The sequence below is a fragment of the Burkholderia sp. 28_3 genome (assembly GCF_003253915.1).
GTDB lineage: Bacteria > Pseudomonadota > Gammaproteobacteria > Burkholderiales > Burkholderiaceae > Burkholderia > Burkholderia cenocepacia.
Map to the genome: position 1 here is coordinate 100,929 of NZ_QKZF01000012.1, position 24,088 is coordinate 125,016.

The following is a 24,088-nucleotide window of genomic DNA, read 5'->3' on the forward strand; positions in this document are numbered from 1 at the left end:
CTGACCGACCTATGAAGCCGATCTGGATAGTAGACGACGACCAATCGATCCGCTGGGTGCTTGAAAAGGCACTCGCCCGGGACAGCTTCGCGACGAAGAGCTTCGCGAACGTGCGCGATGCGCTGGCCGCGCTCGACCACGAGACGCCGCAGGTGCTCGTGTCCGACATCCGGATGCCGGGCGGCTCGGGCCTCGAGTTGCTGCAGGCGATGCACGAGCGGCTGCCGGGCCTGCCCGTCATCATCATGACGGCGTTCTCCGATCTCGACAGCGCCGTCGCGGCGTTCCAGGGCGGCGCGTTCGAATACCTCGCGAAGCCGTTCGACGTCGACAAGGCGGTCGAGCTGATTCGCCGCGCGGTGGAAGAAAGCCTGCGCGGCGGCGCGCCGCAGGACGAGCGCGTGGCCGAAGCACCCGAGATGCTCGGCCAGGCGCCCGCGATGCAGGACATGTTCCGCGCGATCGGCCGCCTGTCGCATTCGGCCGCGACCGTGCTGATCACCGGCGAATCGGGCACCGGCAAGGAGCTGGTCGCCCGGGCGCTGCACCGTCACAGCCCGCGCGCGAACGGCCCGTTCATCGCGCTGAACACGGCGGCGATTCCGAAGGACCTGCTCGAATCCGAGCTGTTCGGCCATGAGCGCGGCGCGTTCACCGGCGCGCAGACGACGCGGCAGGGCCGCTTCGAGCAGGCCGAGAACGGCACGCTGTTCCTCGACGAAATCGGCGACATGCCGTTCGACCTGCAGACGCGCCTGTTGCGCGTGCTGTCGGACGGGCAGTTCTATCGCGTCGGCGGGCACAACCCGCTGCGCGCGAACGTGCGCGTGATCGCCGCGACACACCAGAATCTCGAGTCGCGCGTGCGGCAGGGGTTGTTCCGCGAGGACCTTTACCACCGGCTCAACGTGATCCGGCTGCGCTTGCCGCCGCTGCGCGAACGCAGCGAGGACATCGCGCTGCTCACGCGCCACTTCCTGCAGAAGAGCGCGCGCGATCTCGGCGTCGAGCCGAAGCGCGTGTCCGACGACGCGCTCGCGTACCTGACGTCGCTGCCGTTTCCCGGCAACGTGCGGCAGCTCGAGAACCTCGCGAACTGGCTGACCGTGATGGCGCCCGCGCAGACGGTCGAGATCAAGGATCTGCCGCCCGACCTCGTGCCGGCCGGCGCGCCCGTGGCGCCCGTCGTCGCGACGGGCGACGGTGCGGACGCGCACGGCAGCGGCGGCCATGTTGCAGCGGTGCCTGCCGCGATCGGCGCGACGCCGCTGGCCGCCGCGCCCGCCGCGAGCGCGCCGAACGGCAGCGTGCCGGCCGGCTACCCGTTGTGGGAGCACGGGCTGCGCACCGAAGTCGCGCGGCTGTTGCGCGAGAACTCGGCCGACGTGATGGACGAACTCGCGCGCCGCTTCGAGGCGGCCGTGATTCGCGAGGCGCTCGACTTCACGCGCGGCCGCAAGGTCGAGGCCGCGGAGCGGCTCGGCATCGGCCGCAACACGATCACGCGCAAGATCCAGGAGCTCCATCTGGAGCCCTGAGCACGATTCGCGGCAGGCGCGGGCCCGCGCCTGCCGCGATCGGACATAATCGCGGTTTGCATGCAGCTTGCCATTCCGCCGATCCTCCATGTCCGAATCCTTCCGCTGGCCCGCCGGGGCCGACCCGTTCCGTTTCCTCGAAGCGCTCGACAGCAAGCGCGCCCGCACGTGGGTCGACGAGCAGAATGCGCGTACGCGCGCCGCGCTGCGCGACGACGATGCCTATCGCGCGCTGACCGCGCGTCTCGCGAAAGCGTATCTGCCGCGTGAACGCCCGGTGATTCCGACCCGCTGGCGCGACTGGGCGTACGACCTGTGGCAGGACGATCTTCATCCGAAGGGACTGTGGCGCCGCACGCGCTGGGCCGACTGGCGTGCCGGCCAACCTGCGTGGGAGACGCTGCTCGACGTCGACGCGCTCGGCGCCGAAGAGGGCGAGTCGTGGGTGTTCGAGCAGGAGGCGATCCTGTATCCGGACGGCGATCGCGTGCTGCTGTCGCTGTCGCCGGGCGGCGCCGATGCGGTCGTCGTGCGCGAATTCGATCTCGTCGAGCGCCGGTTCGTGGACGGCGGCTTCACGATCGACGCGCCGGGCCATCACACGGTCGGCTGGATCGACCGCGACACCGTGTACGTGAGCTGGGATCGCGGCGAAGCGCATGCGACTGCAGCCGGTTATCCGTATGAAGCGCGGCGCTGGGTGCGCGGCACGGCGCTCGCCGACGCGCCCGTCGTGTTCAGCGGCGAGCCGGACGACATCAGCGCGGGTGCGTGGTACGACCCGATCGACCGCCGCCACGTTGCGTGGCGCAGCGTCGATTTCTTCGACGCGCACGCGTACCGGCTGACCGACGCGGGCGAATGGGCGCGCTACGACGTGCCGACGCATGTCGAGGTCGGGTTCTGGGAAGGCTGGCTCGTGCTGGAGCCGCGCCTCGACTGGGATTGCGACGGTGTGCGCTACGCGGGCGGCTCGCTGCTGGCGATTCGCGAGCAGGCGTTCCTCGCCGGCGCGCGCGAATTCACGACGCTGTTCGCACCGCGGCCGACCACATCCGCCTGTACGTGGACGCACACGCGCACGACGCTGATCGCGAGCTGGCTCGACGACGTGCACAACCGTACGATGCTGTGGCAGCCGCGGCAGGCCGACGACGGGTCGTGGACGTGGGATGCGCGGCCGTTCGACTGGCCGGGCGATGCGCAGATCGACGTCGAGCCCGTCGAGTCGACGCTGAACGACGAGGTGTACGTCGACGTCGACACCTACCTCGATCCGCCCGAATGCTGGCTGGCCGATCTGGCCGATCGCGCGGACGATGCGCCGTCGCGCCGCGTGCTGCTCGACCGGCCGCCGGTGCAGTTCGACGCGGCCGGGCTGGTCGTCCGCCGCGCGAGCGCGCGTTCGCGGGACGGCACGGTGGTGCCGTACACGCTGATCGGGCCGCGCGATGCGCTCGACGCACCGCCGGGCGGGGCGCGCGTCGCCCGGCCATGCCTGCTGTCGGGCTATGGCGGTTTTGCGATCCCGAACCTGCCGGGCTACAGCGATGCGTTCGGCATCGGATGGCTCGAACGCGGCGGCGTGATGGCGTTCGCGCACATCCGCGGCGGCGGCGAATTCGGGCCGCGCTGGCACACCGACGCGCAGCGTGAACATCGTCAGCGTTCGTTCGACGATTTCATCGCGGTCGCCGAGGATCTGGCCGCGACCGGCGTGACGAGCGCCGCGCAGCTCGGGATCGAGGGCGGCAGCAACGGCGGGCTGCTGGTCGCCGCGTGCATGATGCAGCGGCCGGAGCTGTTCGGCGCGGTGCTGTGCCGCGTGCCGCTGCTGGACATGCAGCGCTATCCGAAGCTGCACGCGGGCGCCGCATGGCTCGACGAATACGGCGACCCGGACGACCCGCGCGAAGGCGCGGCGCTGGCCGCGTATTCGCCGTATCACCGGGTGCGCGAAGGGGTCGTGTATCCGCCGTTGTTGCTGACGACGTCGACCCGCGACGACCGCGTGCATCCCGCGCATGCGCGCAAGATGGCGGCGCGCATGCAGGCGCTCGGTCACGAACGGGTGTGGTACTGGGAGAACACCGACGGCGGCCACGGCAGCGCGGACGATCTCGAACGCGCGGAAGCCGATGCGGCCGAATTCGGCTTCCTGTGGGCCCATCTCGGGCCGGCGCCCGCGCGGCGCTGATCGCGCGCGGGCCGGAAGATCAGCCGACGATCGCGACGACGGGCGTGTGGTCGGACGGCTGCTCCCACGTGCGCGGCGTGCGATCGACTTCGCACGACGCGCAGGTCGCCGCGAGTTCCGGCGACAGCAGGATGTGGTCGATGCGCAGCCCCGCGTTGCGGCGGAATGCCATCATCCGGTAGTCCCACCACGTGAAGGTTTTCTCGGGCTGCTCGAAGCGGCGGAACGCATCGACGAAGCCGAGTTCGATCAGCTGCGCGAAGTGCGCGCGCTCCTGCGGCGACACGAGGTTCTGGCCTTCCCATTTCGCGGGATCGTGCACGTCGCGGTCTTCCGGCGCGATGTTGTAGTCGCCGAGCAGCGCGAGCTTCGGGTAGCGTTGCAGCTCGGTGCGCAGCCACGCCTGCAGCGCGTCGAGCCACTGCATCTTGTAGACGAACTTGTCGGAGTCGAGCGCCTGGCCGTTCGGGAAGTAGGCGGACACGATGCGCACGCCGTCGACCGTCGCGGCGATCACGCGCTGCTGCGGATCGTCGAAGCCGGGGATGTTGCGCACGACGTCCGATTCGTCGACGACGAGCGTGTCGCGCACGAGGATCGCGACACCGTTGTAGGTCTTCTGGCCCGTGAACCAGCTGCGGTAGCCGGCCGCCTCGAGATCGGCGCGCGGGAATTTCTCGTCCGGCAGCTTCAGCTCCTGCAGGCACAGTACGTCGGTGCCGCTTTGCGCGAGCCAGTCGAGCACGTGCTGTTTGCGGACGTTGAGCGAATTGACGTTCCAGGTGGCGATTTTCATGAACGGGAGGGTGCGTGCGGCGTGAATGCGAAGGCCGCCATCTTACCGCGAGCATGGGGTGCGAACGCACAAGGTCATGCAGGCTCGCGCATGTGTCACGCATTGCCGCTCGGGCAGCAGAACCGGAAATTGTGACAAAAGTATTGACGTGAGTACTTCCTCACCCTATAATTTATTTCTCTGACGCGGGGTGGAGCAGTCTGGCAGCTCGTCGGGCTCATAACCCGAAGGTCACAGGTTCAAATCCTGTCCCCGCAACCAAGCACACCAGACGATGTGCGGCGCAATTGACCGATGCGCACTTCGTCCACGAAAAACCCGGCTCCGTGCCGGGTTTTTTGTTTTCCGCGTCCGCCTGTTATTTCGGCGCGCCCGGGCTCCCGGGCAGGAAGCCGTTCTCGAGCTGATAGGTCGTCGTGTTGACCAGCGTGGCCCGCGCGTTCGGCGTGCCCGACAGCACCGCGCACTTGTCCTTCCCCGTATTCAGCCGGATCGACCGCTCGGTCGTCGGGTAGTCCACATCCTTCAGGTAGAAATGCGGCAGTGACGTCATGTAGCGCGCGTACGGCACGCATGGCCGCTGCATCGGGTCCTTCGACGCAGCATTGAACGGAAAGTATTCGTCGAACAGATAAGCCGAACTCGACAGGCCGCCCCAGTCCGCCGGCACCGCGATGCTGCCGGTCGGCGTCGTGGCGCCGGTGGCGACGTCCGTGATGAAGCCGTCGACGGTCGAGCGCCCGTCGCTGCGATTGGCCTGCGTCACGGTGACCTGCAGCCGATACGCACGGCCGGTTTTCCACGGGTAGGCGATCGAGCACGACGTGCCGGAACCGCCGTCGGCGCCGCCGCGGCAATTCGCCGACAGCGGCGCCGTGCCGGTGCCGAACGCGCTGAAGATCACTACGTTGGTGCCGCGGGTGCGCGGCTGGATGCCGGTGTACATCGCGTGCCCGCCATGTTGCGACGACAACTGGTTGGCCCAGTAGTAGCTGGCGTTGACCTCGGTCGGCACGACTTCAGGCGTGATGTCCCACGTCATGCGATCGAAGCCGTCGCTGGGCGTCGTGGCGGCCGATGCGGCGATATTCGGGTCGGCATGCGCGTTGAGCGTGGCCGACACGGCGAGCAGCGCGCCGAATACGGTGCTGAGTCTTTTCATGTTCCTGTTTCCCGTTGGTGGAAAAGAGACCGCGACGAGCAGCGTCGATTGCGGTGGCGCTGCTCGCGTACCAATTTGCAGTCACTTTATTACCAAGGGACAAGCCGTCGTGTCGACGCGTCCGTGTGAACCGGGGCGCGTGATGCGCGGGCCGTTCGTACCGGCCCGTGTGACGGGCGAGAGCAGGGCGTCGGGCGAGCCGCGACGCGTACGTCGGGAGAGTGAATCCCGGCGCACGAAACAATGCGGCGATGCCATTCGGCGACGCGTGTCGGTACGCGACGGCGTGTGTCGTTCAGCGCGCCGCCCACTCGACGGCCGCTTTCGCATGCAGCGCGGTCGTATCGAATACCGGCAGCGGCGAGTCGTCCGCACCGATCAGCAGCGTGATTTCCGTGCAGCCGAGGATCACCGCCTGTGCGCCGCGCGTGGCCAGTGCGTCGATGATCGACACGTACGTCGCGCGCGATTGCGCCGAGATGACGCCGTGGCACAGCTCGTCGTAGATGATCCGGTGCACGTCGTCGCGCCCGGGTTCGTCCGGCACCAGCACGTCGAGCCCGAACTTCTCGCGCAGCCGCGCCGCGTAGAACGGCAACTCCATCGTGTAGCGCGTGCCGAGCAGCGCGACGCGCTCGACACCCGCGGCGCGCAGCGCGCTGCCGGTCGGATCGGCGATGTGCAGGAACGGCAGCGTCACCGCGGTCTCGATCGCGTCGTGCACCCGATGCATCGTATTGGTCGTCAGGACGACGAGGTCGGCGCCCGCTGCTTCGAGTTGCCGCGCGGCGTCGGCCATCCGCTCGCCGAGCGCGGCCCAGTCGTGCGTGCGTTGCAGCGCTTCGATGTCGGCGAAGTCGACCGTGACCAGCACGCTCTTCGCGTTGTGATGCCCGCCGTGCAATGCCTTCGAGTGCCGGTTGATCATCCGGTAGTACTCGGCCGACGATTCCCAGCTCATGCCGCCGATCAGTCCGATCGTCTTCATCCGTCACCTTTGCGTTTCGTGTCTCGCGGCAGACGAGTATAGGTGTCGCTGCCCGTGCCCGGCCGGTACGATCCGCGCGAACCGGGCCGGTACGGCGCAGCCGGTTGCGCGTGGCCGGCTACGGGCGGCCGGCTTCGGCCGCACGCGGCAGTTGAAACCGGAACTGTGTTTTTGTACAGTATCGGCACCGTGAGCCCGACCACCATTCCGCCTGCCGATCCGCACGCGCCGCCACCCGGCGACGCGCCGCCGCGCATGCGCAAGATCATTCATTGCGACTGCGACTGCTTCTACGCGTCGGTCGAGATGCGCGACGACCCGTCGCTGCGCAACCGGCCGCTCGCGGTCGGTGGCCGTCCCGACCAGCGCGGCGTGATTGCGACCTGCAACTACGAGGCGCGGCGCTACGGCGTGCATTCGGCGATGTCGTCGGCGCTGGCGATGCGCAAGTGTCCGGACCTGCTGATCCTGCCGTCCGCGATGGACAAGTATCGCGCGGCGTCGCGGCAGATCATGGCGATCTATCGCGACTACACGCCGGACGTCGAGCCGCTGTCGCTCGACGAAGCCTATCTCGACGTCAGCGGGTCCGAACGTTGCCAGGGCAGTGCGACGCTGATTGCGCGCGAGATCCGCGAGCGGGTGCGCGAGACGGTCGGCGTAACCGTGTCGGCGGGCGTTGCGCCGAACAAGTTCATCGCGAAGATCGCGTCCGACTGGAACAAGCCCGACGGGCTGTTCGTCGTGCGGCCGCACGAGATCGATGCGTTCGTCGCGGCGCTGCCGGTGCGCAAGCTGCACGGCGTCGGCAAGGTGACGGCCACGCGGCTCGACCGGCTCGGCATCCAGACCTGCGCGCAGTTGCGCGACTGGCCGCTGATCGACCTGCACCGCGAGTTCGGCGCGTTCGGGCGGCGGTTGTACCAGCTGTCGCGCGGGATCGACGAGCGGCCGGTGCAGGCCGACCAGGAGCGCAAGTCGGTCAGCGTCGAGACGACCTACGTGACCGACCTGACGACGCTCGAGCAATGCGCGGACGAAATCCGCCGCCTCGTCGTGCAACTCGACGCGCGGATCGAGCGCGCGGGCGCCGTGCGGTCGATCCGCAAGCTGTACGTGAAGATCCGCTTCGCCGATTTCCAGCGCACGACGGTCGAGTGCGTGGCCGATGCGACCAACGCCGAGACGGCCGTCACGCTGCTCGCGAAGGGGTTGCTGCGGCGCGCGCAGCCGGTTCGGCTGCTGGGCGTCGGCGTGCGCATCGACGAGGACACGGCCGAGCGCCACGGGCAATTCCTGCTGTTCGACGACGAAGTGGGCGACGGCACGCCCGCGCCATGAAAAAGGCACCGCCGAAGCGGTGCCTGTCGATGCGGCCGGACGAGCCGGGCTACGCGCGCTCAGTGCGCGGACGCGGCCATCCCGTTGTGGCGCAGCAGCGCGTCGATCTGCGGCTCGCGGCCGCGGAACGCCTTGAACGATTCCATCGCCGGACGGCTGCCGCCGACCTCGAGGATTTCGCGGCGATAGCGCGTGCCGGTTGCCGCGTCGAGCACGCTGCCGCTGGCGGCGGCCGCTTCCTCGAACGCCGCGTACGCATCGGCCGACAGCACTTCGGCCCACTTGTAGCTGTAGTACCCGGCCGCATAGCCGCCCGCGAAGATGTGGCTGAACGTGTTCGGCCAGCGCGAGAACGGCGCCTGCGGGATCACGTGATAGCGCTCGTTGATCTCGCGTGCGAACGCGGTCACGCCGGTGGTGCCGGCCGGGTCGAAGTCGACGTGCAGCAGCATGTCGAACATCGAGAACACGATCTGGCGCAGCGTGCCGAGCCCGCTCTGGAAGTTCTTCGCGGCGATCATCTTGTCGAACAGCTCGCGCGGCAGCGACGCACCCGTGTCGACGTGCGACGACATCGACGACAGCACGTCCCATTCCCAGCAGAAGTTTTCCATGAACTGCGACGGCAGTTCGACCGCATCCCATTCGACGCCGTTGATGCCCGACACGCCGAGCTCGTCGACGCGCGTGAGCATGTGGTGCAGCCCGTGGCCGAATTCATGGAACAGCGTGATGACTTCATCGTGCGTGAAGCATGCGGGTTTGCCGCCGACCGGCGCGGAGAAGTTGCAGGTCAGGTACGCAACGGGCGTCTGCACGTCGCCGCCGCGCTTCGCGCGCGACCGCGCGTCGTCCATCCACGCGCCGCCGCGCTTGCCTTCGCGTGCGTACAGGTCGAGGTAGAACTGCGCGACGAGCGAGCCGTCGCGGTTCTCGACGCGGAAGAAGCGCACGTCCTTGTGCCACACCGGCGCGTCGTCCGGCTTGATCCGCACGCCGAACAGCGTTTCGGTGACGGTGAACAGGCCCTTCAGCGCGGCCGGTTCCGGGAAGTACTGCTTGACCTCGTTTTCCGAGAACGCATAGCGCTGCTGGCGGAGTTTTTCGGCCGCGTACGCGACGTCCCACGGGGCGAGCTCGGTGAGGCCGAGCTCCTTCGCGGCGAACGTGCGCAGTTCGTCCCAGTCCTTGTCCGCGTGCGGGCGGGCGCGCGTCGCGAGATCCTCGAGGAATGCGATCACCTGCTGCGGCGATTCGGCCATCTTCGGCGCGAGCGACACTTCGGCGAAATTGCGGTAGCCGAGCATCTGCGCCTCTTCGCGGCGCAGCTTCAGCTCGTCGGCGACGATCGCCGTGTTGTCCCATTCGGCCTTGCCGTCGCCGTATTGCGGCCCGAGCTCCGACGCGCGCGTCGCATAGGCGCGGTAGAGCGTCTCGCGCAGCGCGCGGTTGTCCGCGTACTGCAGCACCGGGAAGTACGACGGGAAATGCAGCGTGAATTTCCAGCCTTCCTTGCCGTCCTTTTGCGCGGCTTCGCGGGCGGCCTCGATCGCGTCGCCGGGCAGGCCGGCCAGCTCGGCTTCGTCGTGGGCGAAGTACGCGTACGCGTTGGTCGCGTCGAGCACGTGATCGGAGAACGCCTTCGACAGCGCGGCCTGCTGTTCCTGCAGTTCCGCGAAGCGCGGCTTCTGGTCCTCCGGCAGCTCGGCGCCCGACAGGCGGAAGTCGCGCAGCGCATTGTCGAGGATCTTCTTGCGCTCGGCCGACAGCGTCGCGTATTCGGCGCTCGCGGCGATCGCCTTGTACTTTTCGTACAGCGCGAGATTCTGGCCGACGCTCGACCAGAATTCGGTCACGCGCGGCAGGTTTTCACCGTACGCAGCCCGCAGTTCGGGCGTGTCGGCGACCGCATTCAGGTGGCCGACGATGCCCCATGCGCGGCCGAGCGGCTCCGTGGCCCGCTCGACCGTCTCGACGACGGCGGCCCACGTCGACGGCGTGTCGCTCGCGCTCGCGGCTTCGACGGCGCGGCTGGCGGCATCGAGCAGCGTATCGAGCGCGGGCGTCACGTGTTCCGGGCGGATCTCGCCGAAACGGGGCAGGCCGGAGAAGTCGAGGAGCGGATTGGTGTTGGCGCTGGCGGACATAAGACTCCCTGTCTGTTGCCGGATGAACCGGGATGAAAAGGGTAACGGCGGCGGCGCGCGAACGCGCCCGATACCGACATTATTGGGGCGCATCGTGCGCTTTCCAATCGTTAGTTTCTAATGACGCGATTGATGCAGGGTCGGATGCGCAGCGGGGCGCGCCGGCTGGCGCGATGCAGCCGGGCGATTGCGGCTGGCGAGACACCGGCGCACGGAAGCGCGCGCCGGCTGGGCGGGTGGCGCGTCAGGCCGCGGCGGCCGCGGCGCGTTCGGCGGATTCGATCGTGTTGATCAGCAGCATCGTGATGGTCATCGGACCGACGCCGCCCGGCACCGGCGTGATGTAGCCGGCGACTTCCTTCACGCCCGCGAAATCGACGTCGCCGCACAGCTTGCCCGCGTCGTCACGGTTCATGCCGACGTCGATCACCGTCGCGCCCGGCTTCACCATGTCGGCGGTCAGGATGTTGCGCTTGCCGACCGCGGCGACCACGATGTCGGCCTCGCGCGTATGCGCGGCGAGGTCGCGCGTCTTGCTGTGGCAAATCGTCACGGTCGCGCCGGCGTCGAGCAGCATCATCGCCATCGGCTTGCCGACGATGTTCGAGCGGCCGATCACGACCGCGTTCGCGCCCTGCAGCGCAATGCCGTGCGCTTCGAACATCTTCATCACGCCGTACGGCGTGCACGGGCGGAACAGCGGCTTGCCGGTCATCAGCGCGCCGGCGTTCGCGACGTGAAAGCCGTCGACGTCCTTTTCCGGCGCGATCGCCTCGATCACCTTGTGGCTGTCGATGTGCGCGGGCAGCGGCAACTGGACGAGGATGCCGTGGATCTTCGGGTCGCGGTTCAGTTCGTCGATGCGCGCGAGCAGGTCGGCTTCGGACAGCGTGGCCGGGTACGCATCCTTCAGCGAGAAGAAGCCGTTGTCCTCGCAGGCCTTGATCTTGTTGCGCACGTAGACTTCGCTCGCCGGATTTTCGCCGACGAGGATCACCGCGAGACCGGGCTGGTGGCCGCGGGCGGTCAGTGCGGCGGCACGCTCGGCGGCCTGACCGCGCAGGGTCTTCGAGAGGGCGTTGCCGTCGATGAGGAGGGCTGTCATGGTGGTGGGTCCTGCCGGGAAGTTGGAATGCGGGCGTACGACGCGCGAAGCGCCGTAGCAAAACACGTAATTATACCGTTCGCCTGCTGCCGTCCGACAGCGAATCAACGGGAAGCGTCATGGCCGCGGCGCGTGCGCGCCGGGAGGAACGGCCGCCGCCGCACGAGTGGGCCGCATCGCGCGGGGCGGCAAATACCGGTGGCGGGCCGGGCGGGCCGTGCCGCCGCGGCCGGAGAACCCGCTCAGGCCTGCTTCTTCGACAGCGCGAGGCGCAGCAGGTCGGCCACCGTGTTGACGTTGAGCTTTTCCATGATGTTCGCGCGGTGCGCCTCGACCGTCTTGATGCTGATGCCGAGGTCGTCGGCGATCTGCTTGTTCAGGCGGCCGGCGATGATCCGCTCGAGCACCTGCTGCTCGCGCGCGGTCAGCTTCGACAGGCGTTCGCTCGCGGCACGCTGCTCCTGCACGCTCTTGCTTTCGCTTCGGGCCTTGTCGAGCATCCGCTCGACGAGCTTGCGCAGCTCGGCTTCGTCGAACGGTTTCTCGATAAAGTCCATCGCACCCTTTTTCATCGTCGACACGGCCATCGGCACGTCGCCGTGACCAGTGACGAAGATGATCGGCAGCGCGGCATTGTCGGCGATCAGGCGTTCCTGCAATTCGAGGCCGCTCATGCCCGACATCCGCACGTCGAGGATCAGGCAGGCGATCTGGCCGGCCTGCTGCGCCGGCTGATAGGCATCGAGGAACTGCTCGGCGCTCGAGAAGCATTGCACGCGATAGCCGTTCGCCTCCAGCAGCCAGCGCAGCGAGTCCCGTACGGCCTCGTCGTCGTCGACGACAAAGACGGTTTCCTGAGTGGTGGTGACAGGGCTATTCATAGTTCTCCCGTAACGGTATGTGATGCCGATGCCTCGCGCCCCCCTTGGCCGAGATCAGCGGGTTCCCCAATGGGCAGGCTGCAGTGGAACGTCGCGCCGGAAATGCGGCCATCCGGCTCGACGTTGTTGACCACCCACAGACGCCCCCGATGCGATTCGATGATCGAACGGCAGATGTTCAGCCCCATGCCCATGCCATCGGACTTGGTGCTGTAAAACGGTTCGAACAGGCGCTCGGCGGTCGCTTCATCGACGCCCGGGCCCTGGTCGATCACACGGATGTCGACGAAGCCCGCATCGATGTCGGCGACGACGCGGATCACGCCGTCCGCCGACGCCGGCTTCACGTCGGCCATCGCCTCGGCTGCGTTCTTCATCAGGTTCATCAGCACCTGTTCGATCAGCACGGGGTCGACATAAATAATAGGCATTCTTGCGAGGATTTCCGTGACGATCCGGATCCTGCGCTTTCTGGCCTCGATTTCGGCCAGCCCGACCGCATCGGCGACGATGTCCGCGACCCGCGCCGGCTGGCGCTTCGGCTCGCTGCGCTTCACGAATTCGCGGATCCGCTTGACGATCATCCCCGCGCGCAGCGCCTGCTGCGCGGTCTTTTCCAGCGCGGGCTGCAGCGTCTCGGGCGTGCCGCGGCCGCTCTTCACGAGCGCGAGCGTACCCGAGCAGTAGTTGTTGATCGCGGCGAGCGGCTGATTCAATTCGTGAGCAATCGACGACGCCATTTCACCCATCGTCATCAATCGGCTCGTGAACTGCAGCTTTTCTTCCTGCTGATGCGCGAGCTCCTGCGCTTTCTTGCGGGTCGTGATGTCGGTCGCGATCTGCATCTGCGCGAGGTGGCCGTCCACCCACTGGATGTACTGGCGGCGCACCTCGAACCACTTCTGGATGCTCTCGACGTACACCTCCTGCGCATCGGCGGTGCTGCTCGTCAGCGCGGCGGCCGGCAGCCCCGCGAACGCGTCGACCATGTCGATCGAGTCGGACGACGCCTGCGCGCGGTCGAAGCCGCCGCCCGACAGCTCCAGGTGGCCGTCCGGACGAATGCCGAACAGGTGGCGGTAGTAGCGGTTCGCGAACAGCAGCTCGGCTTCGTCGGCGGCGAGCACCGACACCGCGGCGTCGAGGCTTTCGAGCACCGTCGTGAAGCGTTCGTGCGCGGCGGCGAGTTCCTCGCGTGCGCGCTTCGGCTCGGTGATGTCGGTCATCGACGACATCCAGCCGGTCTGGCGGCCCGAGCTGTCGATCAGCGGCGACACGTACAGGCGCGCATGGAACAGCGTGCCGTTCTTGCGCCGCACGCGCAGCTCGAAGCCCGAGCTCGGCGCCTTGCCGCGCAGCGTCATGTCGAGCTGGCGCTGCATTTCCGGGTACGCGTCGCGCGGCCAGTACGGGAACGGTGCGACCTTGCCGACGAGATCGGTTTCGTCCCAGCCCGTCATCCGGCAGAAGGCAGGGTTCACGTGCGTGATGCGGCCGTGCATGTCGAGCACGCGCATGCCGATCAGCACCGAGTTTTCCATCGCGCGGCGGAAGAACGCTTCCGCGTACAGCGCCTGCTGTGCCTCGAAGCGCTGGCGCGTGTGCTTCCACAGGCTCCAGAGGCTCCACAGCACGAAGCACGACAGGCCGGCGACGAGCCACACGAGTGTGTTGTTGGTCAGGTTGGTGAGCTGCGGGAACGCATACACGCGCACCGTCAGCCCCTGGCCGGGCGGGTCGAGCGGCAGATCGTAGTGGGAGTCGCGCGGCAGGCGCGGGCGTGTCGACGTGGACGACAGTTCGCGGTTGTTCGAATCGGTGATCGAGATCTTGTACTTCGACGACAGTTCCTGCGGGATGTCGTGCTTCAGGATGCCCTCGACCGAGAACACCGCGGCGATCGAGCCGAGATAGTCGCGGTCGCCGCGCATCACGGGCGTCTGCAACGTGATGAAGCCGTTACCGAAGTCGTCGTAGATCAGCGGCGAATAGGCCTGGCGGCGCGTGCTGCGCGCCTCGTCGTACGCGCCGCGCACGGCGTCCTGCATCTGTGCGTCGCCGGGCTTCGCGAGGCGCTGGCCGAGCAGCGGCGGATGCACGGTGGGCCAGCGTTGCACGCCGGGCGCCGTATACCAGTTCAGGTAAAGGATTTCCGGATGCGTCTGCATCACGTCCGCGACGGCCATCTGGAATGCATTCTGGTCGAGACGGCCGGACGCGAGATCGCGCGACAGCGCCTGCAACTGTTCCTGCGCGCCCGTCATCGACAGGCGGATCTGCTGCTGGGCCCACGCGACGTTGCGAAACAGGGTGTCTTCCTGCTGCTGCTGTTCGCGCCGGTTCAGGCTCCACAGGATGAGGCTCATCACCACGAGGAACACCAGGATCGACAGCAGCGGCGTCAGCAAATAGGAATTGGACCACCACGGTCCGTGGTGCCAACGGGACGGCTGCGACTCCGCCGGCGGGCCCGGCGGTCGCGCCGAGCGTGCGAAAAGCCGATCGGTCAACATGGCAGGATTGTAGCGCAGCGCAATACATGGAAAACCTATACCGGATATGTTGAACGGAAACGGTTTTGTTCCGACGAGACGTGCCGGAGAGCCCCGAAATATGGGTGCAGCGCAGCAATATTCCGCATTGCGAGAAAAGATCTCACAATTCGAAAATTTTGTTGCGCGGGCCCGTCCACGCTCATTACAATCCGCTGGAGCTTGCCCGCAGCCGGCCGCGTCGCGTCGTCTGCACGAGAGCGATCCTCACATTCCAGGACCCAGGAGACGAGAATGTCCGCTGTACCGAACGAAGTGATGAAATATGTCGCCGCCGAACGTGACGACGACCCGCAAGAAACCGTCGAGTGGCTGGAGTCGCTCGATGGCGTGATCTCCTCCGTGGGCACTGGCCGTGCGCATTACCTGATCGAAAAGCAGATCGAATTCGCCCGCATGCACGGCGAACACCTGCCGTTCTCCGCCAATACCCCGTACATCAACACGATTCCGGTCGAAGCCCAGGCGAAGATTCCGGGCGACCAGGACATCGAGCACCGCATCCGTTCGTACACGCGCTGGAACGCGCTGGCGATGGTGCTGCGCGCAGGCAAGGACACGAACGTCGGCGGCCACATCGCGTCGTTCGCGTCGGCCGCGACGCTTTACGACGTCGGCTACAACCACTTCTGGCACGCAGCGTCCGACCAGCACGGCGGCGATCTCGTGTTCGTGCAGGGCCACTCGTCGCCGGGCGTGTACTCGCGCGCGTTCCTGCTCGGCCGTCTGTCGGAAGAGCAGCTCGACAACTTCCGCCAGGAAGTCGACGGCAAGGGCATCTCGTCGTACCCGCACCCGTGGCTGATGCCGGATTTCTGGCAGTTCCCGACCGTGTCGATGGGTCTCGGCCCGATCATGGCGATCTACCAGGCGCGCTTCATGAAGTACCTGGAGTCGCGCGGCATCGCGAAGACGGAAGGCCGCAAGGTGTGGGCGTTCCTCGGCGACGGCGAGACGGACGAGCCGGAATCGCTCGGCGCGATCGGCATGGCGAGCCGCGAGAAGCTCGACAACCTCGTGTTCGTGATCAACTGCAACCTGCAGCGTCTCGACGGCCCGGTGCGCGGCAACGGCAAGATCATCCAGGAACTCGAATCGGAATTCCGCGGCGCCGGCTGGAACGTGATCAAGGTCATCTGGGGCAGCCGCTGGGATGCGCTGTTCGCGCGCGACAAGTCGGGCGCGCTGATGCGCCGCATGATGGAGTGCGTCGACGGCGAATACCAGACGTACAAGTCGGAGTCGGGCGCGTACGTGCGCGAGCACTTCTTCAACACGCCTGAACTGAAGGCGCTGGTCGCCGACTGGTCGGACGACGACATCTGGGCGCTGAACCGCGGCGGTCACGATCCGCACAAGATCTACGCGGCGTTCCACGAAGCCACGAACACGAAGGGCGCGCCGACCGTCATCCTCGCGAAGACCATCAAGGGCTACGGGATGGGCGAGTCGGGCCAGGCGATGAACATCACGCACCAGCAGAAGAAGCTGCCGGTCGAGCAACTGAAGAAGTTCCGTGACCAGTTCCGCCTGCCGATCACCGACGAGCAGATCGCCGACGTGCCGTACCTCAAGTTCGAGGAAGGTTCGAAGGAACTCGAATACATGCGCCAGAAGCGCATGGACCTCGGCGGCTACCTGCCGCACCGCCGCGAGAAGGCGACGTCGCTGCCGGTGCCGGCGCTCGACGCGTTCGAGCCGCTCTTGAAGGGCACGGGCGAAGGCCGCGAGATCTCGACGACGATGGCGTTCGTGCGGATCCTGAACATCCTGCTGAAGGACAAGGCGCTCGGCAAGCGCGTCGTGCCGATCGTCCCGGACGAATCGCGTACGTTCGGCATGGAAGGCCTGTTCCGCCAGATCGGTATCTGGAACCAGGAGGGCCAGAAGTACGTGCCGGAAGATTCCGACCAGCTGATGTTCTACAAGGAATCGCAGACCGGCCAGATCCTGCAGGAAGGCATCAACGAAGCGGGCGGCATGTGCGACTGGATCGCGGCGGCGACGTCGTATTCGACGCACGGCGAGATCATGGTGCCGTTCTACATCTTCTACTCGATGTTCGGCTTCCAGCGGATCGGCGACCTCGCGTGGGCCGCGGGCGACATGCGTTCGCGCGGCTTCCTGCTGGGCGGCACGGCGGGCCGGACGACGCTGAACGGCGAAGGCCTGCAGCACGAAGACGGTCACTCGCTGCTGTGGGCGGCCTCGGTGCCGAACTGCGTGAGCTACGACCCGACGTTCGGCTACGAACTCGCGGTGATCATCCAGGACGGCCTGCGCCGCATGGTGCAGGAGCAGGAAGACGTGTACTACTACATCACGGTGATGAACGAAAACTACGAGCACCCGGCGATTCCGCAGGGCGAGCACGTGGCGGCCGACATCATCAAGGGCATGTACGCGTTCAAGAAGGCCGACGCCGACAAGAAGGCGCCGCGCGTCCAGCTGCTCGGCGCGGGCACGATCTTCAACGAAGTGATCGCCGCCGCCGACCTGCTGAAGAACGACTGGGGCGTCGCCGCTGACCTGTGGAGCGTGCCGAGCTTCACGGAACTCGCGCGCGAAGGCCATGAGGTCGAGCGCTGGAACCTGCTCCATCCGACCGAAGAGCGTCGCCTGTCGCACGTGCAGAAGTGCCTGAAGGACACGCAGGGCCCGGTCATCGCATCGACCGACTACGTCCGTGCGCTGGTCGACCAGATCCGTGGCCAGATCGATCGCCGCTTCGTCGTGCTGGGCACCGACGGCTTTGGCCGTTCGGATACCCGCGAGAAGCTGCGTCACTTCTTCGAGGTCGACCGTCACTGGGTCACCGTCGCCGCGCTCAACGCGCTGGCCGACGAAGGCACGATCGAGCGCAAGGTGGTCGCGGACGCGATCGCCAAGTACAACCTCGATCCGTCCAAGCCCAACCCGATGACCGTTTAACGCACACGCCGTGTGATGCCGCGCGCCGCTCCCGCGAGGAGCGCGCGGCCATGGAGACAGAAACAGATGAGTCAAGCGATCGAAGTGAAGGTGCCGGATATCGGCGATTACAAGGACGTGCCGGTCATCGAGATCGGCGTGAAGGTGGGCGATACGGTCGAGCCCGAGCAGTCGCTCGTCACGCTCGAGTCGGACAAGGCGACGATGGACGTGCCGAGCCCGGTCGGCGGCGTCGTGAAGGAAATCAAGGTCAAGGTCGGCGATTCCGTGTCGGAAGGCTCGCTGATCGTCCTGCTCGAAGGCGGCGCAGGCGCCCAGGCGAACGGCGCGGCCGCGCCGGCAGCAGCGCCGGCTCCCGCAGCGGCGCCGGCCGCTGCTGCGCCCGCTGCCGCCCCGGCAGCATCCGGCGGCACGCTCGAAGTGAAGGTGCCCGACATCGGCGACTACAAGGACGTTCCGGTGATCGAGATCGGCGTAAAGGTCGGCGACACGGTCGAGAAGGAACAGTCGCTCGTCACGCTCGAATCGGACAAGGCGACGATGGACGTGCCGAGCCCGGCCGCCGGCGTCGTGAAGGACATCAAGGTCAAGGTGGGCGATTCGGTGTCGGAAGGCACGCTGATCGTGCTGCTCGAAGCCGCCGGCGCACCGGCTGCCGCACCGCAGGCCAGCGCACCGGCTCCGGCCGCTGCCGCGCCCGCGCCTGCCGCTGCACCGGCGCCCGCGCCTGCGAAGGCTGCGCCGGCACCGGCAGCCGCCGCCCCGGCCGCCGCGCCGTCGGGCGAATACCGCGCCAGCCACGCATCGCCGTCGGTCCGCAAGTTCGCACGCGAACTCGGCGTCGACGTCGCACGCGTGCAGGGTTCGGGTCCGAAGGGCCGCATTACGAAGGAAGACGTCACGGGCTTCGTGAAGGGCGTGATGACGGGCCAGCGTGCGGCGCCGGGCGCGGCAGCCGCGCCGGCAGGCGGCGGCGAGCTGAACCTGCTGCCGTGGCCGAAGGTCGACTTCTCGAAGTTCGGCCCGTTCGAGGCGAAGCCGCTGTCGCGCATCAAGAAGATCTCGGGCGCGAACCTGCATCGCAACTGGGTGATGATCCCGCACGTCACGAACAACGACGAAGCGGACATCACCGAGCTCGAGGCGCTGCGCGTCCAGCTGAACAAGGAGCACGAAAAGGCGGGCGTGAAGTTCACGATGCTCGCGTTCGTGATCAAGGCAGTCGTCGCCGCGCTGAAGAAATTCCCGACCTTCAACGCGAGCCTCGACGGCGACAACCTCGTGTTCAAGCAGTACTTCCACGTCGGTTTCGCGGCCGATACGCCGAACGGCCTCGTCGTGCCGGTGATCCGCGATGCGGACAAGAAGGGCCTCGTCGACATCGCGAAGGAAATGAGCGACCTGTCGAAGGCCGCGCGCGAAGGCAAGCTGAAGCCGGACCAGATGCAGGGCGGCTGCTTCTCGATCTCGTCGCTCGGCGGGATCGGCGGGACGAACTTCACGCCGATCATCAACGCGCCGGAAGTGGCGATCCTCGGGTTGTCGCGCGGCCAGATGAAGCCGGTGTGGGACGGCAAGCAGTTCGTGCCGCGTCTCATGCTGCCGCTGTCGCTGTCGTATGACCATCGCGTGATCGATGGCGCGGAAGCCGCGCGGTTCAATGCGTATCTCGGCGCGTTGCTCGGCGATTTCCGTCGCATCATTCTTTGATGAGCGGGGAGGTGGCTCGCGGGGGCGTGGGTTTGTTGTTGGTTCTCTACGCCCTTTCGTTGAACCTGTTGCGCTAACGGTCTGCTAGCGTCGCCCCTGCGCGGGGCGGCGGTCACTTTTCTTTGTCTTCCAAAGAAAAGTAACCAAAAGAAAGGCGCGTCCTTGGGCGGACGGCAAAGGTGGTCATGCCCAGGGTTGTGGTTTTTGCCCGGCCGTAGTCAGGTTCTTTCGCGGGTTCCTCCCCCTCTGTCTGCAGTCAATCAAGAAGGGGACAGTCATGAGTCTCATCGAAGTCAAGGTTCCGGATATCGGCGATTTCAGCGGCGTCGATGTCATCGAAGTCAACGTGAAACCCGGCGACGTGATCGAAAAAGAGCAAACGCTCATCACGCTCGAATCCGATAAAGCCTCCATGGAAGTGCCCAGCGACGTCGCCGGCACCGTCAAGGAAGTCAAGGTCAAGGCCGGCGAGAAAGTCTCGCAAGGCACCGTCATCGCCATCGTCGAAGCGTCGGCTGGCGCAGCCGCGCCCGCACCCGCGAAAGCACCAGAAGCGCCGAAGGCCGCAGCAGCTGCACCGGCCCCGGCCGCCGCGCCGGCACCCGCGCCGCAAGCCGGCAGCTACAGCGGCGCGGCCGACATCGAGTGCGACATGCTCGTGCTCGGCGCCGGCCCCGGCGGTTACTCGGCCGCGTTCCGCGCGGCCGACCTCGGCATGAAGACCGTGCTCGTCGAACGCTACTCGACGCTCGGCGGCGTGTGCCTGAACGTCGGTTGCATCCCGTCGAAGGCACTGCTGCATACGTCGCTCGTCGTCGAGGAAGCCGCGGCGCTCGCGTCGCACGGCATCACGTTCGGCAAGCCGCAAGTCGATCTCGACAAGCTGCGCGACTTCAAGGGCGGCGTCGTCAAGAAGCTGACGACGGGCCTCGCCGGCATGGCGAAGGCACGCAAGGTCGAAGTGGTCACCGGCGTCGGCGCGTTCGTCGATCCGTTCCACATGGAAGTGCAGGGCGAAAACGGCAAGAAGGTCGTCAAGTTCAAGCAGGCGATCATCGCCGCGGGCTCGCAGGCCGTGAAGCTGCCGTTCATGCCGGAAGACCCGCGCGTCGTCGATTCGACGGGCGCGCTCGAACTGCGCCAATTGCCCAAGCGCATGCTCGTGATCGGCGGCGGCATCATCGGCCTCGAAATGGCCACGGTGTACTCGACGCTCGGCGCCGAGATCGACGTCGTCGAAATGATGGACGGCCTGATGATGGGCGCCGACCGCGATCTCGTGAAGGTCTGGGAAAAGTACAACGCGAAGCGCTTCGGCAACGTGATGCTGAAGACCAAGACGGTCGGCGCGGAAGCGAAGGAAGACGGCATCTACGTGAAGTTCGAGGGCGAGAAGGCGCCGGCGGAAGCGCAGCGCTACGACCTCGTGCTCGTCGCGGTGGGCCGCAGCCCGAACGGCAAGAAGATCGGTGCCGACAAGGCCGGCGTCGCGGTTACGGATCGCGGCTTCATCGAGGTCGACAAGCAGATGCGCACGAACGTGCCGCACATCTTCGCGATCGGCGATATCGTCGGCCAGCCGATGCTCGCGCACAAGGCCGTGCACGAAGGCCACGTTGCCGCGGAAGCCGCGCACGGCGAGAAGGCGTACTTCGACGCGCTGCAGATTCCGTCGGTGGCCTACACCGATCCGGAAGTGGCGTGGGCCGGCAAGACGGAAGACCAGTGCAAGGCCGAAGGCATCAAGTACGGCAAGGCCGTGTTCCCGTGGGCCGCTTCGGGCCGTGCGATCGCGAACGGCCGCGACGAAGGCTTCACGAAACTGATCTTCGACGAGGAAACCCATCGCGTGATCGGCGGCGCGATCGTCGGCCTGAACGCGGGCGACCTGATCAGCGAAGTGTGCCTCGCGGTCGAGATGGGCGCGGACGCGGAAGACATCGGCAAGACGATCCATCCGCACCCGACGCTCGGCGAATCGGTCGGCATGGCCGCCGAGCTGTACGAAGGCGTCTGTACGGACCTGCCGCCGCAGCGCAAGAAGTAACGCGAACGGCGCGGCCGGCCACGCGCCGGCCCGAAAAAAACGCCGCCGCCCGGATCATCCGGGCGGCGGCGTTTTCTTTGGTGTGCGCGCGACAGGCTAGAAGGCGGAGCGCCGTTGCCGCTCGCCCACGCCCCCATGTTCCGGCGCCAGAAACGAAAAAGCCGCGCTGGGCGCGGCTCTTTCAGGAGCAGGGGACGCTTACGCGGCCGGCTTGCTCGAACGACGTGCGGCAGCGGCGGTGGCAGCCTTCGTTGCGACGGCAGCAGCGGCGTTGAAGTTCGTTTCAGCGATTTCGACCGCTTGCTTCGTGGCCTTCTGAACCGTTTCGTACGTGGTGTTCGCAGCGTTCAGTGCCGACTTCAGTGCGGCGACAGCCGTTTCCGAACCGGCCGGGGCGTTCTTCGCGACGTTGTCGACGAGCGCCTGGACCTTCTTGTTCTGCTCTTCGAATTGCGCTTCGGCAACCTTCGCGAACTCGGCTTGCGTCGACGATGCGATTTCGTACAGGTGACGGCCGTACGACAGCACCTTTTCCGCGACCGGCTGCGACAGGCTCGCCTGCAGCGCGATCAGTTCCTGCGCGTCCTTCACCGACAGCAGACGCTGCGCGTTTTCCTGGCCCTCGGCCAGCGTCGACTTCACGACCTGCAGGTTGAGTTCGATCAGCTTTTCGACGCCTTCGAACGCCTTGGTCGTCAGACCGAACAGGCTTTCGAGGTTGGCTTTCTGGGCGGCGGCGATTTGCTCGGGGGTCAGCAAGGACATGTCAAGCTCCTGAAAAGCGATCGCGTCGATCGCAGGGTAAAGGGCACTACGCTGGGGAACTTCGGCGATGCGTGCTTTGTGCAACGCAGCAATGAGGCCTATTTTAGGGCAGAGAAAACGGATGTCAAGTATTTTTTGTGCGTTGCACAATCGCGGCAAATTATCGATAAAACAACGAGTTATCGTAGCGGTTCGGAATCGGTTTCAGGCTTGTTCCCAGATGGTGCGCACGACGGCGGGGCAAGCGCGCTGCACCATGATCACGCACAGGTAAACCTGACAGGCCCATGGAACGTTATCCTTCTGTTCCTGTCGAAAAGCGCGCCGTTTCGATGCGCGTGCCGTGGCGACGTGCCGCCGCCACGGTCGAGGCCGGCGCCTTTGGCACGCCGAGCGCCGGATACGTACTTTCCCCGCTTTAAATTGCCTCCGAAGTGACGTTATCTCAATTAACCGTGTGGTAATCGGGAGACGGGCGCTGTCGGGCAGTGCATCCCATGGATTTTTTCGATGGGAGCGGAAGGGTCGATTGGCCGGAGGTTGGCCGACCCTTACATTCCGGTTTAACGACGATCGGTAAGTGCCTAATATTGCTCTTTTTTTCAGCTTTAACTACACTTGCGGAAACCTCCCGCCCGCTTTGTCCAGACCCCAATGAAAGCCGAATCGTTTTCACCGCGCAGATTGTTGCAGAGCATGACGCTCGGCACGGCTGTGTCGGTCGCAGTCGCGTTGCTGGCGACCACCGCGTCCGTCACGCCTGCCGATGCCTTCGCCGCCACTGCGAAGACCCAAGCCGCCAAGAAAAAAGCCGTCGCTCCTGCTTCGTCAGCGAAGAAGAAGTCGGCCAAGGCGACCCCCGATAAATCCGCCAAGGTCGCCGCGGCCGATGCGCCGCGCGCGAAAGCGTCGCGAAAGCGCGTGACGCTCGCGGCGAACAACGTGCACGGCGGCCATCGCGGCGCGGTGCGCAAGGTCGCGTTCCAGCCGCGCCGTCCGACGGTCGGCCAGGCGTTCGGCCTGCACGACACGCCCGACGCGCTCGCGCTGCGCTCCAGCGTCGCGTACGTCGTCGACCAGAATTCCGGCGAGCCGCTGTTCGACAAGAATTCGCACGCGGTCGTGCCGATCGCGTCGATCTCGAAGCTGATGACGGCGATGGTCGTGCTCGACTCGAAGTCGCCGATGACCGACCAGCTCGAAGTCACCGACGAAGACCGCGACTACGAGAAGGGCACGGGCTCGCGCCTGTCGGTCGGCTCGGTGCTGTCGCGCGAGGACATGCTGCACATCGCGCTGATGGCGTCGGAAAACCGCGCGGCCGCCGCGCTGTCGCGTTATTACCCGGGCGGCCGTCCGGCGTTCATCGCGGCGATGAACGCGAAGGCGAAGTCGCTCGGCATGACCGATACGCACTTCGAGAATTCGACCGGCCTGTCGAGCTCGAACGTGTCGAGCGCGCGCGATCTCGTGAAGATGGTCAATGCGGCGTACCAGTACCCGATGATCCGCCAGTTCTCGACCGATCGCACCTACGAGGTGTACACGGGCAAGCGCAACCTGGTCTACAACAGCACCAACGCGCTGATCCGCGGCAACGGCTCGTGGGACATCGGCCTGCAGAAGACGGGCTTCATCAACGAAGCGGGCGAATGCCTGGTGATGCAGGCGACGATCCACGGCCGGCCGATGGTGATGGTGCTGCTCGATTCGTTCGGCAAGTACTCGCGCTTCGCCGACGCGTCGCGCTTGCGCAACTGGCTCGATGCCGGCGGCGGCGAACGCCTGACGGCGGCCAACACGCCGAGCGGCGGCACCTGATCGTGTGCGGCGGTTCGCCGCCGTATCGATCGCCGCAACGAAAAAGCCCCGCAATCGCGGGGCTTTTTTCGTCCGGCGACACACCGGAGCGGGAACCGGGCCGACGG

General features: G+C 66.5%; 16 protein-coding genes and 1 tRNA gene. 9 read left to right on the top strand and 8 right to left on the bottom strand.

Annotated features, from left to right (window positions below; genetic code table 11):
- Window positions 1-11: 11 nt before the first annotated feature.
- Window positions 12-1,538 (top strand): nitrogen regulation protein NR(I), encoded by a 1,527-nt coding sequence (gene ntrC, locus DFS13_RS23700; RefSeq protein ID WP_012492714.1) that lies wholly within the window; start codon window positions 12-14, stop codon window positions 1,536-1,538.
- 88 nt (window positions 1,539-1,626) lie between these two features.
- Complete coding sequence (locus tag DFS13_RS23705; RefSeq protein WP_111442205.1) at window positions 1,627-3,735, top strand: prolyl oligopeptidase family protein; 2,109 nt, start codon at window positions 1,627-1,629, stop codon at window positions 3,733-3,735.
- Between the two features lie 19 nt (window positions 3,736-3,754).
- Here DFS13_RS23705 and xth read toward each other — a convergent pair whose 3' ends face one another.
- Window positions 3,755-4,531, bottom strand: coding sequence for an exodeoxyribonuclease III (xth, locus tag DFS13_RS23710; protein WP_034201544.1), 777 nt, complete (start codon window positions 4,529-4,531; stop codon window positions 3,755-3,757).
- 184 nt (window positions 4,532-4,715) lie between these two features.
- Here xth and DFS13_RS23715 point away from each other — a divergent pair.
- A tRNA-Met gene (locus tag DFS13_RS23715) sits at window positions 4,716-4,792 on the top strand.
- Between the two features lie 97 nt (window positions 4,793-4,889).
- Here the strand turns inward: DFS13_RS23715 and DFS13_RS23720 are convergent.
- Window positions 4,890-5,693 carry a DUF3472 domain-containing protein gene (locus DFS13_RS23720; protein ID WP_034201545.1) on the bottom strand — a complete coding sequence of 268 codons (804 nt, stop codon included), beginning with the start codon at window positions 5,691-5,693 and terminating at the stop codon, window positions 4,890-4,892.
- A gap of 295 nt (window positions 5,694-5,988) precedes the next feature.
- Window positions 5,989-6,681, bottom strand: coding sequence for an aspartate/glutamate racemase family protein (locus tag DFS13_RS23730; protein WP_060265366.1), 693 nt, complete (start codon window positions 6,679-6,681; stop codon window positions 5,989-5,991).
- A 165-nt stretch (window positions 6,682-6,846) separates the two neighbouring features.
- Between DFS13_RS23730 and dinB the strand changes: the two genes are divergently transcribed.
- Window positions 6,847-8,022: a DNA polymerase IV gene (gene dinB / locus DFS13_RS23735; RefSeq protein WP_006496799.1), complete on the top strand. Its 1,176-nt coding sequence runs from the start codon at window positions 6,847-6,849 to the stop codon at window positions 8,020-8,022.
- A gap of 59 nt (window positions 8,023-8,081) precedes the next feature.
- Here the strand turns inward: dinB and DFS13_RS23740 are convergent, their stop codons facing one another.
- From DFS13_RS23740 to fixL, 4 genes are all read right to left on the bottom strand, one after another.
- Window positions 8,082-10,169, bottom strand: a complete 2,088-nt coding sequence (locus DFS13_RS23740) for a M3 family metallopeptidase (RefSeq protein WP_006482545.1) — start codon at window positions 10,167-10,169, stop codon at window positions 8,082-8,084.
- Between the two features lie 244 nt (window positions 10,170-10,413).
- The gene (gene folD, locus DFS13_RS23745) at window positions 10,414-11,274 is read right to left on the bottom strand and encodes a bifunctional methylenetetrahydrofolate dehydrogenase/methenyltetrahydrofolate cyclohydrolase FolD (RefSeq protein ID WP_006482550.1); all 861 of its coding nucleotides are present in this window, start codon (window positions 11,272-11,274) and stop codon (window positions 10,414-10,416) included.
- A gap of 242 nt (window positions 11,275-11,516) precedes the next feature.
- Entirely contained in the window at window positions 11,517-12,155 is a 639-nt protein-coding gene (gene fixJ / locus DFS13_RS23750; protein WP_006493245.1) for an oxygen response regulator transcription factor FixJ, read from the bottom strand.
- On the bottom strand, window positions 12,152-14,668 hold the full coding sequence (gene fixL / locus DFS13_RS23755) for an oxygen sensor histidine kinase FixL (RefSeq protein WP_012492712.1): 2,517 nt from the start codon (window positions 14,666-14,668) through the stop codon (window positions 12,152-12,154). Before fixL ends, fixJ begins: the two co-directional genes overlap by 4 nt.
- Before the next feature lie 273 nt (window positions 14,669-14,941).
- On the opposite strand from fixL, the gene aceE reads away from it, so the two are divergent.
- The 3 genes from aceE to lpdA all read left to right on the top strand — a co-directional run bounded on the left by aceE (window position 14,942) and on the right by lpdA (window position 21,395).
- Window positions 14,942-17,638, top strand: coding sequence for a pyruvate dehydrogenase (acetyl-transferring), homodimeric type (gene aceE / locus DFS13_RS23760; RefSeq protein WP_006482558.1), 2,697 nt, complete (start codon window positions 14,942-14,944; stop codon window positions 17,636-17,638).
- A gap of 66 nt (window positions 17,639-17,704) precedes the next feature.
- On the top strand, window positions 17,705-19,348 hold the full coding sequence (aceF, locus tag DFS13_RS23765) for a dihydrolipoyllysine-residue acetyltransferase (protein WP_012492711.1): 1,644 nt from the start codon (window positions 17,705-17,707) through the stop codon (window positions 19,346-19,348).
- A gap of 277 nt (window positions 19,349-19,625) precedes the next feature.
- Complete coding sequence (gene lpdA, locus DFS13_RS23775) at window positions 19,626-21,395, top strand: dihydrolipoyl dehydrogenase (protein ID WP_006481971.1); 1,770 nt, start codon at window positions 19,626-19,628, stop codon at window positions 21,393-21,395.
- Between the two features lie 198 nt (window positions 21,396-21,593).
- On the opposite strand, the gene DFS13_RS23780 is transcribed toward lpdA, so the two are convergent.
- A complete protein-coding gene (locus DFS13_RS23780; protein WP_006481973.1) occupies window positions 21,594-22,160 on the bottom strand; it encodes a phasin family protein in 567 nt (188 codons plus the stop codon).
- A gap of 287 nt (window positions 22,161-22,447) precedes the next feature.
- On the opposite strand from DFS13_RS23780, the gene DFS13_RS40890 reads away from it, so the two are divergent.
- Together DFS13_RS40890 and pbpG are read left to right on the top strand one after the other, a co-directional pair.
- A complete protein-coding gene (locus DFS13_RS40890) occupies window positions 22,448-22,582 on the top strand; it encodes a hypothetical protein (protein WP_006481977.1) in 135 nt (44 codons plus the stop codon).
- Between the two features lie 232 nt (window positions 22,583-22,814).
- Entirely contained in the window at window positions 22,815-23,981 is a 1,167-nt protein-coding gene (gene pbpG / locus DFS13_RS23785; protein ID WP_006481981.1) for a D-alanyl-D-alanine endopeptidase, read from the top strand.
- Window positions 23,982-24,088: the final 107 nt, after the last annotated feature.